General features: G+C 70.1%; 12 protein-coding genes and 1 riboswitch. Of the genes, 8 read left to right on the top strand and 4 right to left on the bottom strand.

Annotated features, from left to right (window positions below):
• Both ACQZ2A_RS02510 and ACQZ2A_RS02505 read left to right on the top strand, forming a co-directional pair.
• Positions 1 to 960, top strand: coding sequence for a hypothetical protein (locus tag ACQZ2A_RS02510; RefSeq protein ID WP_430206922.1), 960 nt, complete (start codon positions 1 to 3; stop codon positions 958 to 960).
• Positions 961 to 1,009: 49 nt separating this feature from the next.
• Positions 1,010 to 2,053 carry a LacI family DNA-binding transcriptional regulator gene (locus tag ACQZ2A_RS02505; RefSeq protein ID WP_430207077.1) on the top strand — a complete coding sequence of 348 codons (1,044 nt, stop codon included), beginning with the start codon at positions 1,010 to 1,012 and terminating at the stop codon, positions 2,051 to 2,053.
• Positions 2,054 to 2,107: 54 nt separating this feature from the next.
• Here the strand turns inward: ACQZ2A_RS02505 and ACQZ2A_RS02500 are convergent, their stop codons facing one another.
• The gene (locus ACQZ2A_RS02500) at positions 2,108 to 4,030 is read right to left on the bottom strand and encodes a glycosyl hydrolase family 28-related protein (RefSeq protein ID WP_430206921.1); all 1,923 of its coding nucleotides are present in this window, start codon (positions 4,028 to 4,030) and stop codon (positions 2,108 to 2,110) included.
• 170 nt (positions 4,031 to 4,200) lie between these two features.
• Between ACQZ2A_RS02500 and ACQZ2A_RS02495 the strand changes: the two genes are divergently transcribed.
• The 6 genes from ACQZ2A_RS02495 to ACQZ2A_RS02470 all read left to right on the top strand — a co-directional run bounded on the left by ACQZ2A_RS02495 (position 4,201) and on the right by ACQZ2A_RS02470 (position 8,022).
• Positions 4,201 to 5,376: a YibE/F family protein gene (locus tag ACQZ2A_RS02495; protein WP_430206920.1), complete on the top strand. Its 1,176-nt coding sequence runs from the start codon at positions 4,201 to 4,203 to the stop codon at positions 5,374 to 5,376.
• A 111-nt stretch (positions 5,377 to 5,487) separates the two neighbouring features.
• Positions 5,488 to 5,587: riboswitch (SAM riboswitch) on the top strand.
• Between the two features lie 45 nt (positions 5,588 to 5,632).
• Entirely contained in the window at positions 5,633 to 5,881 is a 249-nt protein-coding gene (locus ACQZ2A_RS02490; protein WP_430206919.1) for a hypothetical protein, read from the top strand.
• Positions 5,878 to 6,237: a cyclic-phosphate processing receiver domain-containing protein gene (locus ACQZ2A_RS02485; RefSeq protein WP_430206918.1), complete on the top strand. Its 360-nt coding sequence runs from the start codon at positions 5,878 to 5,880 to the stop codon at positions 6,235 to 6,237. Before ACQZ2A_RS02490 ends, ACQZ2A_RS02485 begins: the two co-directional genes overlap by 4 nt.
• 67 nt (positions 6,238 to 6,304) lie before the next feature.
• Positions 6,305 to 6,715 carry a hypothetical protein gene (locus ACQZ2A_RS02480; RefSeq protein WP_430206917.1) on the top strand — a complete coding sequence of 137 codons (411 nt, stop codon included), beginning with the start codon at positions 6,305 to 6,307 and terminating at the stop codon, positions 6,713 to 6,715.
• The gene (locus ACQZ2A_RS02475) at positions 6,709 to 7,011 is read left to right on the top strand and encodes a hypothetical protein (protein ID WP_430206916.1); all 303 of its coding nucleotides are present in this window, start codon (positions 6,709 to 6,711) and stop codon (positions 7,009 to 7,011) included. The genes ACQZ2A_RS02480 and ACQZ2A_RS02475 overlap by 7 nt, the downstream gene beginning before the upstream one ends.
• Before the next feature lie 90 nt (positions 7,012 to 7,101).
• Positions 7,102 to 8,022 (top strand): PGN_0703 family putative restriction endonuclease, encoded by a 921-nt coding sequence (locus ACQZ2A_RS02470; RefSeq protein ID WP_430206915.1) that lies wholly within the window; start codon positions 7,102 to 7,104, stop codon positions 8,020 to 8,022.
• Positions 8,023 to 8,033: 11 nt separating this feature from the next.
• Here the strand turns inward: ACQZ2A_RS02470 and ACQZ2A_RS02465 are convergent, their stop codons facing one another.
• The 3 genes from ACQZ2A_RS02465 to ACQZ2A_RS02455 form a co-directional block, all read right to left on the bottom strand.
• Positions 8,034 to 8,759, bottom strand: coding sequence for a DUF6308 family protein (locus ACQZ2A_RS02465; protein ID WP_430206914.1), 726 nt, complete (start codon positions 8,757 to 8,759; stop codon positions 8,034 to 8,036).
• Between the two features lie 21 nt (positions 8,760 to 8,780).
• Positions 8,781 to 9,188, bottom strand: a complete 408-nt coding sequence (locus tag ACQZ2A_RS02460) for an ATP-binding domain-containing protein (RefSeq protein ID WP_430206913.1) — start codon at positions 9,186 to 9,188, stop codon at positions 8,781 to 8,783.
• A 164-nt stretch (positions 9,189 to 9,352) separates the two neighbouring features.
• Entirely contained in the window at positions 9,353 to 12,325 is a 2,973-nt protein-coding gene (locus tag ACQZ2A_RS02455; protein ID WP_430206912.1) for a vitamin B12-dependent ribonucleotide reductase, read from the bottom strand.
• Positions 12,326 to 12,351: the final 26 nt, after the last annotated feature.

The following is a 12,351-nucleotide window of genomic DNA, read 5'->3' as shown; positions in this document are numbered from 1 at the left end:
GTGCTGATGCCCGGGGGGAGCCGCGAGGGCGGGGACGACGCCGAGTGGGAGCGTCTCGTCGCGACGACCTGGCCCGACCCCTCCGAGCGTGCCGTCCTCGGCGCCAGCGCTCCCCCAGTGACCCGGCGGGAACGCCGCCCCGATCGCCGGGACCGTAGGTCATCCGGCTCGCTGCGCACCCTCTGGGTCACGCTCGTCGTGGTGCCCCTGCTCGTCGGCGGCAGGATCGTGGCGCCGCACGTGTCGGGGTGGGTCGACTACCTCGTGAACGGCGACCCGACCTTCCGCGTCGGCCAGGGCGCGACCCCCGGGGCCGTCCCGCTCGGTGGCCGGCTGCGCGCCGCACCGCCGCTGCCCGAGCAGCCGTCGCCGGACGACTACGCATACATGGACGTCGCGGGCCCCGCCGACCCCGTCGCCTTCGACCCCTGCCACGCCATCCACTACGTCATCCACGACCCGCACGGCGTCGGCGACGCGGGTCGCGACATCATCGCCGAGGCGGTGGCCGAGGTGTCGGACGCCACCGGGCTGGCGTTCGTCTTCGACGGCTACACGGACGAGAAGCCCTCGCGGTCGCGCGGGCTGCGGATGCCGCAGTACCCGCGGACGTGGGCCCCGGTGCTCATCGCCTGGAGCGACTCGACGGAGACCCCGCGGCTGGGGAAGGAGGCCATCGGTCTCGGCGGACCGCGCGCGTCGGACCGTCCGGCGAGCCGGCGCACCTGGGTCACCGGCGCCATCGAGCTCGACACCCCGGCCCTCGCGAGGTACCTGAACCGCTGGGGCGGAGACGACTATGTCCGCAGCGTCGTCGTCCACGAGCTCGGCCACGTGCTCGGCGCCAACCACCCCACCTCCGGCGACCAGCTGATGAGCGCGTCCGGCGGCACCGACTCCCTGCAGGACGGTGACCGCTACGCCTTCGCCAAGCTGGGGCGCGGACCCTGCCTACGGTGAGTGCCGGCCACCTTCGCGCCCGGGTGGTTACGGTGTGGGCGTGCACCGGATGATGCCCGCCCGCCAGCGGCCCACGCTCGAGCAGGTCGCCGAGCGCGCCGGGGTGTCGCGCGCCACCGTCTCGCGCGTGGTCAACGGCGCCGACACCGTCGAGGAGTCGCTGGCCGTGCGGGTGCGCGCGGCGGTCGACGAGCTCGGCTACGTGCCCAACCTCGCTGCGCGAGCGCTGATGACGCGTCGCACCGACGCCGTCACGCTCATCGCCGTCGAGTCGACGAACCGCGTGTTCGGCGACCCGTTCTTCGCCGCCGTGACACGCGGGGCGAGCCAGGAGCTGGCCCGCTCGGGGGTCCACATGGTGCTCTCGATGGTGCAGGCCGATGCCGACCTCGAGCGGCTCGCGGCGTTCCTGCGCGGCGGTCACGTCGACGGCGCGCTGGTCATCTCCGAGCACGGGGACCACGACGTGGTCGGGCTCGTCGAGGAATGCGGCATCCCGGTCGTCGTCGGCGGGCGGCCCGTGGCCCGGCACGACGAGGTTGGCCACGTCGACCACGACAACGTCGAGGGCGGCCGGCTGGCTGCGCGTCACCTGCTGGTGGGTGGGCGGCAGCGCATCGGGACGGTGGCCGGGCCACAGGACATGACGGCGGGGGTCGACCGGCTCGTGGGGTTCCGCTCCGAGCTCGGGTCGGCCTTCGACGGCTCGCTCGTCGAGGTCGGCGACTTCACGACGACCGGCGGCGCGAGGGCGACCTCCGCTCTGCTGGAACGACGCCCGGACGTCGACGGACTCTTCGTCGCCAACGACTTGATGGCCCTGGGAGCGCTCGGCGCTCTCCGCGGGGTGGGCCGCCGGGTGCCGGAGGACGTGGCGGTCATCGGGTACGACGACGCCGACATCGCGGCGGTGGCCGCTCCCCCGCTGACGACGGTGCGCCAACGCACCGAGACCCAGGGTCGGCTGATGGGTCAGCTGCTGCTCGAGCGGCTCGGGCGCCCGGCCGCCGACCCGCTGCCCGAACTCGCGGAGCGGGGGTCATCCTCCGCGGTCGTGCTCGGTGTGGAGCTGGTCGTCCGCGACAGCGCCTGAGCGGGAACCGGCTCGGCGCTGCCGCGGACGGGTCCGGGCGTCAGGCGGTGCGGCTCACGGGTACTCGTTGACGTAGGCCGGCGTGCCGGTGTTGGAGTTGTCGACCTGGCTGCCGACGTCGTTGACGACGTGGCGGGTCGTGCCGGCGCCGAGGTTGACGGTGAGCAGGTGGTGGAGCCGCACGCCCGGGGTGGTCGGCACCTGGAAGCCGCGCTCGGTGACGATCGCCGGGTTGTTGCGGTTGTAGACGTAGGAGCCGCCGCCCCAGAGCTCGTGGGTGCGGACCGTCGGGGAGACGACGTACCCCGAGTAGCCGAGCGTGCCGTCGGGCTGGGTCCAGTCGGCCTGCGTGGGCGGGTCGTAGGGAAGCTCGTTCTGGTAGAGGACGGTCCGTCCGCGCTCACCGTTCCAGATGGTGTTGTGCTCCTGGAAGTGCTCGACGAACAGACCGGTGGCGGTGACGTCGTCGCCGTTGACGATGAGCCCGTGGGTGCCGGTGTTGACGGCCCAGCGCTCGTCGTCGCCGAGGACGCCGCCGGTGAAGTCCTCGAGCCCGTGGTCGGCGCGCCACACCCAGGTGTGGTCGACGAGCACGTGGTCGGCCTCGATCTGCAGCGCGGTCTTCACCTTGCCGATGTGCGGGCCACCGACGCGGAAGTAGACGTCACTGAGGGTCAGCGGGTCCTTGGCGCTCGAGCCGCGGCCGGAGCGGTCGCCGCCCTTGCCCTTGTCGTGGTCGTCGACGTGGAGGAGGTTGCGGGACAGCTTCGTTCCGGCGTCGATGGTCACACCGGCGATGACCGTGCCGGCGCCGTCGGCGACCTCGAGCGGAGTCGCTCCCTTCTGCGCGGTGAGGGTGGCGTGGCCCATCCCGAGGACGACCGTGCCGGGGCGCTTGACCTCGATGCTGCGGTCGACGTCGTAGATGCCCGGGGTCAGGAGGAGGTGCTTGCCCTTCGAGAGGGCCTTGTTGATGTCCTTGACCGACTCCCCCGGCTTCGCGACGTGGAAGGCGCTGAGCGGCAGCGTCTTCCCGGCAGTCGTGCCGGTCGCCCAGCTGCGGCCGCGGGTGTTCGTCTGAGCCGAGGGCACGCGCACGGCCCAGCGGTCGCCGTCCATGAAGAGGTACGGCTTCTCGCGGCTGACCGGGGTCGTCTCGAGCGTCGTGTACGGCGGGTCCGGGAAGGCGCTGTCGTCGGGGGCGCCCTCGACGCCGGCGAACACCTGGTTCCAGACGCCGTTGCTCCAGCTGCCGACGGTGCTGTTGCGGGTGAGCCACTGCTGCTGCGACCCGTTGATGACCGCCTCGGCGGAGGTGTCGGCGATGAACCCGCCGCTGGCGAACTGCGGTCCGGCGGTGCAGTAGTCCATCAGGCTGAGGGTGCCGCCCGTGACGGCGACGCGGCGCATCGAGACCGCCTGGCTGACCGCCCAGAAGTTGGCGGTCTGGCGGCAGCCGTCCTGGCCGGTGCCGTTGACGTCGATGGTCAGGTTGCTCAGGGTGCGCCAGAAGTTGTTGAGCGCGATGCAGTTGCTCGTGCCGCCGTCGTCGAGGCAGCGGTTGTAGACCTCGACCTTGCCGACGATGTGCACGTCGTCGGGGCTGGCGCCGAGGCCGGCGACCTCGGTGTTGTAGCCGACCTTGATCTGCAGCGGCTCGGTGGCGGTGCCGTAGGTGCCGGGCTTGAAGAGGATGCTCCAGCGGTCGGTGCCCATCTCGTCATCGGTCTGCGCGTTACTGATCCGGTCGACGGCGGCCTTGATGTCAGCGGTCGGCATGCTCGGGTCGAGGACGAGGACATTGCCGCCGAGCGGCTGGGCGGCGGCCGGCGACGTGGGCTTCGCGGTGCCTGCGGGCGCCGCGGCGGCAGGCGCGAGCTGGGCGATCGTGCCGGTCAGGGCGAGCAGGCCCGTCACGGCGGCGGCGACCGCGCGGCGCGGCCTCCGGGACGGGCGGGCGGGCAGGGGTGGGGTCATGACGGTCCGTTCGCGCCGGGGCTCCCTCTCCGCTGAGAGAGCGCTCTCTGGCTAAGAGCCAACCACAGGGCACCCGCCCCGACAACCCGGGGAGCCCACGGCCGCCCGACTGTGTCGAAGGCCGGGCGTGCGAGGCTGTCTCGGCACCGCCGAGCGACAGGAGAGAGACCGTGGGAGCGCACGGACATCCCGAGGGGCCGACCCTGCCGATGAACCGGATCGCCTGGGCGGTCCTCGTCCCGCTCGCCCTGGCCACCCTCGTCGGTCTCGTCCTGCTCTGGCCGTCGAGCTCCCCGCCACCCGCGCAGGCCCCGGCCCAGGAGTTCCAGGGCGTGGTCCTGGCGCTGCAGGCCGAGGAGTGCACCGGGGAGCAGGGCGGGCCGCCGTCGAGCTGCGGCACCGTCACCGCGCGGATCTCGACGCCCGACGGGGACCGCGAGATCGAGGCCCCGCTGTCGAGCGGGCCGTCGGCGCCCGACCTGTCCGTCGGTGACGACGTCATCGTGGCGGTGTCGGAGAGCCCGGACGGCCCGATCTACGGAGTGGTCGACCACCAGCGCGGGTCCGAGCTCGTCCTCGTGCTCGTGGCGCTCTCCCTGGCGCTGGTGGCTTTCGGGCGCTGGCGAGGGCTGTCGGCGCTGGTCGGGCTGGCCATCACCTTCGGCGTGCTGTTCGTGTTCATCGTGCCCAGCGTCATCGCGGGCAGCAGCCCCGTCCTCGTCGCCCTGGTCGGCGCCTCCCTCATCACGCTCTCCGTGCTCTACCTGACGCACGGCATCTCCCTGCCGACGACCGTCGCGGTGCTAGGGACGATGAGCGCCTTGGCCCTGACGGCCGCGCTCTCCGAGCTGACGGTCGGCCTGCTCCATCTCACCGGCACCACCGACGACATCTCGACCGCCGTCGCGACGACCTACGGCATCGACACCCGCGGGCTCCTCGTCGCGAGCATCATCATCGGCTCGGTCGGGGTGCTCGACGACGTGACCGTCACCCAGGCGGCCACCGTCACCGAGATCAGCCGGGCCAACCCGGCCTACGGCGTCGGCCAGCTGTTCGGCGCCGCTGCCCGCGTCGGCCGCTCGCACATCGCCTCGGTCGTCAACACCGTTGTCCTCGCCTACGCCGGCTCGTCCCTGCCGTTGCTCGTGCTGGTCGTCGCGAACAACGACTCCGTCGTCAAGGTCGCCACGACCCAGCTCATCGCGCAGGAGGTCGCCCGCAGTGCGGTGGCCACGCTCGGCCTCATCGCGGCCGTCCCCCTCACCACCGGCCTCGCCGCCCTGGCGACGCGCTCAGCGAAGGCTGACGTTGAGGACGCCGAACCGATGAGTGAGCCGGCCTGACTGCTCCACCCCCACTCCTCGATCCGGACAGCCGCCGCGGGAGTCCCTTCGCAGCAGTCGAATCGACGTGAGCGGTCATCCCTGTCGGTCGGTGGTGATACCTTCGGACCAGCTCACGAGAGGCAGCGACAAGCCCTGGCTTGCTGTCCGGCAACCCCTCCGCGGGGGTGCCCCAGGTGACGAGCTGGTCATCCGATGACAACAGCGGATCTCCACGGTCAGGCCGAGGGGTCCGTGTGACCCCGTAGGAGCCACCGTGCCCGTTTCCGACAACCCGTACCGCGCCGCCGACCTGCCGTCCGGATGGACGTCCGAGGCGTTCGACGCCCTATCCGTCCCGGACCTTGTCGAGCACGCACGCCACCTCGACCATCGGATGGCTCACCAGCCTGACGGCTACGGCCGCTGGTGGCTCTCGAAGGAGCTCTCCGAAGCGCGGCGTTCGGTCGTCCGCCGGGGGCTCGACCAGGACTCCTGGATCCCGGACTCCGGGCGGGCCCGATGAGCGGCTCGGTGCTGCGGGTCCTCGTGGACGACGTGCGTGTCTTCCGCGACGGACGTCCCGCCCATGTCGTCCAGACCTCGAGCGAAGCGCTCGCCCTCCTCGACACCCTCGGCGGTCGGTTCATCGACGAGCTCTGGCTCGACCACGACCTGGTGGGTGACGACACGGTGCAGCCGGTCATCGACCGCCTCACCACGCTGGCTGCTGCGGGCACTCCCCTGCCGGTCGGCCGCATCCTCGTCCACAGCGCGAACATCCGCGAAGGACACCGCATCACGACGGAGCTGCAGGCCGTCGGCTACCCGGCCCGCCGATCCTTCGTCGCCGGCATGTGGAGGCACGCATGGACCCGCTGACTCCTCCGGACGCAAGCCGGCTGCTCTCCGAGGGGATCACGGCCCTCCTCCACGGACAGTTCCGGAGGTGGTCGTGGTGACCCAAGGGGATCCAGACATCTCGGAGCTGCTGGCCCTCGCTGACCACCTCGTCCGTACCGCGGGGTGGCTGCGACGCGAGGTGGAGCGTGAGGACCTGGCGATGGCGCGCTCGTACGCCGCCGCTGCCGTTCGTCGTGCCCGAACGGTTGCGGCGGCCACTGAAGCCTGGGGCTCCCGCGCCGAACCACCTGGGGGACGTCCCGGCATCCCGGTGTCGCTCGCCGGCGAGGACGCCACCACCGCCGTGCACACTCTTTCCGACGGTGACCTCCGCAGCCTGCACGACCAGCTGTCCTGGGACCTCCACCAGGAGAAGCGAGTCGGCCCGGCTGAGTGGCTCCGAGCGGCCCTCGCCGACGTCAAGGCCGAGATGGACCGACGCGGTTCGCGATGGTGACCGCCGACGAAAGGACTCCAGTGCTCGGTGAGCCAGCACCGCCCGCGCACGACGACGAGGGGCTCGCAGCCGAGTGGCGCCGAGGTGGCGCGACCGACGACGTCATGATCCGCGACGCAGTGGCGCTGGGGCTGGCCCCTTCTTCCGTGGCAGGCGATCTCGACAACGCGGCCGGATTCATCAGCGCCAGCGTCTTCCACGACCTGGGAGCCCTCGCGGCGGTGTATCTCGAACAGGGTCAAGGGGATCCGGACCTGGCCTGGGAGCTCTGGGCGGCTGACTCCGCGGATGAGTGAGCGCGTCCGTTGGGCAGGCCAGGTCCCCGTCGCGCGCCGCGTACCTCCGTTCGGCATGCCCGCGCCTCCATCGTTGGTTAGCGTCGGCAGATGGTCGACGACGAGGTTCTGCGGACGCATCAGGCCTACTACCGGGGGGACCGCACCGAGTGGCAGCGCACCGCGCGCCTGCTGCAGTCGCTCTGGAGGGAGAGGAAAGGTCTCGCTCCCGGTGGCTCGGAGCCGCACGCCGGCTCGACCCTCGCCGCTCACGAGACGCCCGAAGTGACTGGTTCGGCCTTCGTGTCCGAGGACGCGTTCGCGGCCGCCCGGAAAGCGGTCGAGACGCGGCAGCGCGGTGCGGTGATCCAGCAGGACCGCCTGTTCCGGAACCTGTTGTCAAGCCAGCCGTTGTGCTTCAACCTCTTCGGACGCCTCTCCGAGCATCTCGACGAACGCGCATCCGCTGCACTCGCCCGGGTCTGGCCGGACATCGCGACGGTGACAGGCATCCACTACGAGTGGTCGCCGGGTCGGAAGGATCCCCGCTTCCTGGCCAACGGCACGGCCTTCGACGTCTACGTGGAGTACGACGCGGTCGACGAGTCGAAACGCTTCCTGGGAATCGAGGTGAAGTACCACGAGAACCTCGAGGTCTCGCCGCCCACGGTGGGCGACCGCCCGAAGGAGGTCTTCGCCGCTTCCGGAACGTTCGCCGACGGCTCCTTCCCGGAGATGAGCACCGGGCTCAACGCCCAGCTGCTGCTCGACCACCTGCTCGCCCTCAGCATGAACGAGTCACCGGACGTGCCGCGCGAGGGTCGCTTCGTCCTCCTGTATCCGGCGCAGAACACTGCCGTCGACCGGGTGGTGAGCACGTACGCACCTCTGGTCGTCGACGGTTCGTTCCTGCCGACGACCCTCGAGGCCGTCGTCGCTGCGCTCAGGGAGGAGTACGACGAGCCGTGGGTCGACGAGCTCGAGTCGCGCTATCTCGGCACCCCGGACGTCGGCACCATCGGTCGCGGCTGACCGCTCCGAGGTCAGGACCTCCGCCCGTGCATCCAGAGTGCGACGTCGAGGTGTCGGAGGCGACGGTTCACGTGGCCGACGTTCACCCCGTCGCGCGTCTGGACCTCGTCGATGATCTCGTCCAGGCGCGTGCGCACCTCGTCGTTCTGGATGATGTGTCGGTACACCTGCCAGTCCACCTCGTAGTTGTGCCTCGTGACGCGCAACCCGAGAAGGTCACAGACCACCGTGTCCCTCACCGGGAACAGATCGGGACGCTTGCGAGCGCACAGTTTGGCCGCCGTGACCCACGGATTCTTGTTCTGCGTGCGGTCCAGTGACAAGGCCCTCTTGAGGGTCTCATGGAGGGAAGCCATCGCCACGAGCGTGTCGTTGTCGGCGACCATGAGGTCCGCGTCCAGCGGGAGATGCTCTTCCGTGAGCAGACCGCGGATCTCCCGGTTGGTGGCCGTCATCTCCAACAGACGACGCACCGCCTGCGGTTCGGCCTTCACCCCGAGAAGGGTCAGGGACAGCAGGTCGCCACTGGTGATGGCGTACGGGTCCACGGGGTCGATGTCGAGGAACGTCGCGCCGGCGTAGTTCGAGTCGCGGTCGTAGTGCAGCGCCACGTTGTCCACGACGCGAGCATCGTGCAGAACGGACAGGGCAGTCCCCAGCCCCCTCTCCAGCTGCGCGCCCGTCGCGGCCTTCCAATGGTCAGGTACCGCGGTGAAGCGCTCGTCGGTCGTCGTCATGTCTTCCCCTCTCGGCCGTGCTCACGGTATGTCGATACCCAGACGCCTGGCCACCTCTGGCCCACCGATGTCGCGGATGAGGTCGGGCGGTCCGACGACGACGAGCTTGTCCGTGGCGCGGGAGAGCCCGACGTACAGTCGCTCCCGTGAGCGGTCCTTGACTGCAGTCTCGTTCGCGCACAGCACGACACATCGGCGTTCCAGCCCCTTGAACCCGAGCACGTGCCCATAGAAGACCTGGTCGGTGTCCCAGAAGGTGTCCCAGTAGCCGTCCTGCCCGAGCATCTCCTGCCGGGAGACCTGCTCGTCGTGCCGGGCACCGGTCGTCAGCAGCGCGACGTCCTCCTGGCGCCAGTCCTCCAGCAGGGCCTCGACCGCATCGTCAGCGACCTCGAGTGCATCGTCCAGGCTGCTCGGAATGAACGTCACCTCGGGTCCGTCACCACCCCGGGCCCGCATCCGCATCGGCGCCAGCGGTCCGAAGGTCTCCGCGATCTGCTTGGTGTTCCTCAGGTGTTACCCACCTTTCGTGAAGACGGGCAAAGGCCCGGGCGGAGTGGTCTCCGCCCGGGCCCTCGTCGTGTGACTGACTGTCAGCTGCAGCCGCTGGTGGAGCCGCAGCCCTCGCAGACGTAGCAGGAGCCGGCGGGGCGCATCTTGGTCCCGCAGGTCATGCACATCGGGGCGTCGGCAGCCTTGGAGTTGCCGAACGCCGCCAGGAGGTCGGCCGAGCTGTGGATCTCCGAGGAGACCTCACGGGCCGAGGCCGCACCCGAGCCGGAGGCAACGGTCGCCGCGGAGTCCGCGTCGGCCGAGTGCGCCTCGGCAGCAGCCGGAGCGGACGCCGAAGCAGCCGGCTCCTCGTGCTTCTTGGAGGAAGCACCGATGCCCGCCGAGAGCGACTCGATCTCGCCCTCGAGCTCCTCGTCGGACTCGACGACCGACTCCGGGGCGTACGAACCGGTCTCGAGCTGGCGCGCCCGCTCCTCGGCCGTGTGGATGCCCATGTACGAGCGGGTGTCGAAGTCGAGGTGGTCCAGGGCCAGCCGGCGGAACACGTAGTCCATGAGCGACTGCGCCATCCGCACGTCCGGGTCGTCGGTCATGCCGGCCGGCTCGAAGCGCATGTTCGTGAACTTCTCGACGAACGTCTCGAGCGGCACGCCGTACTGCAGCGCGACCGAGGTGACGATCGAGAAGGCGTCCATGACACCGGCGAGCGTGGAGCCCTGCTTGCCGAACTTGAGGAACACCTCGCCGAGGCGGCCGTCGTCGTACGTGCCGGCGGTGAGGTAGCCCTCGGCCCCGCCCACGGCGAACGACGTCGTCTGCGACGTGCGGCGCTTCGGGAGACGCTCACGGGTCGGCCGGTAGACGACCTTCTCGACGATCTCCGTGGTCGCGGCGGCGACTGCGGCAGAGGCCTTGTCGGCCGCAGCGTCCTTGGCGGTCGAGCCACCGTCGGAGAGCGGCTGGCCGACCTTGCAGTTGTCGCGGTAGACGGCCAGCGCCTTCAGGCCCATCTTCCAGCCCTGGACGTACACCTCCTCGATCTCCTCGACGGTCGCCGTCTCCGGCAGGTTGACCGTCTTCGAGATCGCGCCCGACAGGAACGGCTGCGTGGCGGCCATCATCCGGACGTGACCCATCGGGGAGATGGCGCGCGCACCCATCGCGGTGTCGAAGACCTCGTAGTGCTCGGTCTTCAGGCCGGGCGCGTCGATGACGTGGCCCTTGTCGGCGATGTACTCGACGATCGCCTCCACGGTCTCCTCGGTGTAGCCGAGCTTGCGCAGGGCCCGCGGGATCGTCAGGTTGACGATCTGCATCGAGCCGCCACCGACGAGCTTCTTGAACTTCACGAGCGAGAAGTCGGGCTCGATGCCGGTGGTGTCGCAGTCCATCATGAAGCCGATGGTCCCGGTGGGGGCGAGCACCGACGCCTGGGCGTTGCGGTAGCCGTTCTTCTCCCCGAGCTTGACGACGTCGTCCCACGCCTTGGTGGCGACGCGGTGGATGTCCTTGTCCATCGTGGAGATGGTGCGGACGGCGTCGTTGGCGGCGGCGTGCTTGCGCATGACCCGCTTGTGGGCGTCGGCGTTGCGGGCGTACCCGGCGTACGGACCGACGACCGCGGCCATCTCGGCGGAGCGCTTGTAGGCGGCACCGGTGAGCAGCGAGGTGATCGAGGCGGCGAGCGCGCGGCCACCGTCGGAGTCGTACCCGTGGCCGGTGGCCATGAGCAGCGCGCCGAGGTTGGCGTACCCGATGCCCAACTGGCGGTAGTCGCGGGTGGTCTTGCCGATCGGCTCGGTCGGGAAGTCCGCGAAGCAGATCGAGATGTCCATCGCCGTGATGACGAGCTCGACGACCTTCTGGAAGGTGACGGCGTCGAACGTGTCGTCGTCGCGGAGGAACTTCAGGAGGTTGAGCGAGGCCAGGTTGCACGAGGAGTTGTCGAGGGACATGTACTCCGAGCACGGGTTGGACGCGGTGATGCGGCCGGTCTCGGGGTTGGTGTGCCAGTCGTTGATCGTGTCGTCGTACTGGATGCCCGGGTCGGCGCACTCCCACGCGGCCGTGGCGATCTTGCCCATCAGCTCGCGGGCGTCGACGGTCTCGATGACCGAGCCGTCCTTACGCGAGGTGAGCCCGAACTCGGTGCCCTCCTCGACGGCGCGCATGAAGGCGTCGTTGACGCGGACCGAGTTGTTGGCGTTCTGGTACTGGACGGAGGTGATGTCCTTGCCGCCGAGGTCCATGTCGAAGCCGGCGTCGCGCAGCGCGCGGATCTTGTCCTCCTCGCGCGCCTTGGTCTCGACGAACTCCTCGATGTCCGGGTGGTCGACGTCGAGGACGACCATCTTGGCCGCGCGACGGGTGGCGCCACCGGACTTGATGGTGCCCGCGGACGCGTCGGCGCCGCGCATGAAGGAGACCGGGCCGGAGGCGGTGCCACCGGAGGACAGCAGCTCCTTGGAGGAGCGGATGCGCGAGAGGTTCAGGCCGGCACCGGAGCCGCCCTTGAAGATGAAGCCCTCCTCCTTGTACCAGTTGAGGATGGAGTCCATCGAGTCGTCGACCGAGAGGATGAAGCAGGCGCTGACCTGCTGCGGGCTCTGGGTACCGACGTTGAACCAGACCGGCGAGTTGAAGCTGAACACCTGGTGCAGCAGGGCGTACGTCAGCTCGTGCTCGAAGATCTCGGCGTCCTCGGGGACGGCGAAGTACCCGTGGTCCTTGCCGGCCTTGACGTAGGTGAGGACGACGCGGTCGATGAGCTGCTTGAGCCCGGTCTCGCGCGCCTCGGTGCCGACGGCCCCGCGGAAGTACTTGGTCGTGACGATGGTGGAGGCGTTGACGCTCCAGAAGTCGGGGAACTCGACCCCGCGCTGCTCGAAGATCGTCTCGCCCGTCTTCCAGTTCTGCTGGACGACGTCGCGCTTCTCCCAGGTCACCTCGTCGTATGGGTGGACGCCCGGCGTGGTGTAGATCCGCTCGATCTTCACCCCCTTGCCCTTGGCGGCCTTGCGGGCACCTGCACGTGCTCCGGCGATCTCGGTCATGCCGTTTCCTTCCTTCTGCCCCCCGT

Source organism: Phycicoccus avicenniae, from assembly GCF_050496545.1.
GTDB classification, from domain to species: Bacteria; Actinomycetota; Actinomycetes; order Actinomycetales; family Dermatophilaceae; genus Phycicoccus; species Phycicoccus avicenniae_A.
The sequence above is the reverse complement of the archived record's forward strand: the minus strand, read 5'-3'. Positions and strand labels throughout refer to the sequence as shown.

Excerpts from the sequence above, each read along its gene's own strand:
- ACQZ2A_RS02465 (WP_430206914.1), bottom strand. The coding sequence starts at position 8,759 with ATGACGACGACCGACGAGCGCTTCACCGCGGTACCTGACCATTGGAAG.
- ACQZ2A_RS02505 (WP_430207077.1), top strand. The coding sequence starts at position 1,010 with ATGATGCCCGCCCGCCAGCGGCCCACGCTCGAGCAGGTCGCCGAGCGC.
- ACQZ2A_RS02455 (WP_430206912.1), bottom strand. The coding sequence starts at position 12,325 with ATGACCGAGATCGCCGGAGCACGTGCAGGTGCCCGCAAGGCCGCCAAG.
- ACQZ2A_RS02485 (WP_430206918.1), top strand. The coding sequence starts at position 5,878 with ATGAGCGGCTCGGTGCTGCGGGTCCTCGTGGACGACGTGCGTGTCTTC.
- ACQZ2A_RS02470 (WP_430206915.1), top strand. The coding sequence starts at position 7,102 with ATGGTCGACGACGAGGTTCTGCGGACGCATCAGGCCTACTACCGGGGG.
- ACQZ2A_RS02475 (WP_430206916.1), top strand. The coding sequence starts at position 6,709 with ATGGTGACCGCCGACGAAAGGACTCCAGTGCTCGGTGAGCCAGCACCG.
- ACQZ2A_RS02500 (WP_430206921.1), bottom strand. The coding sequence starts at position 4,030 with ATGACCCCACCCCTGCCCGCCCGCCCGTCCCGGAGGCCGCGCCGCGCG.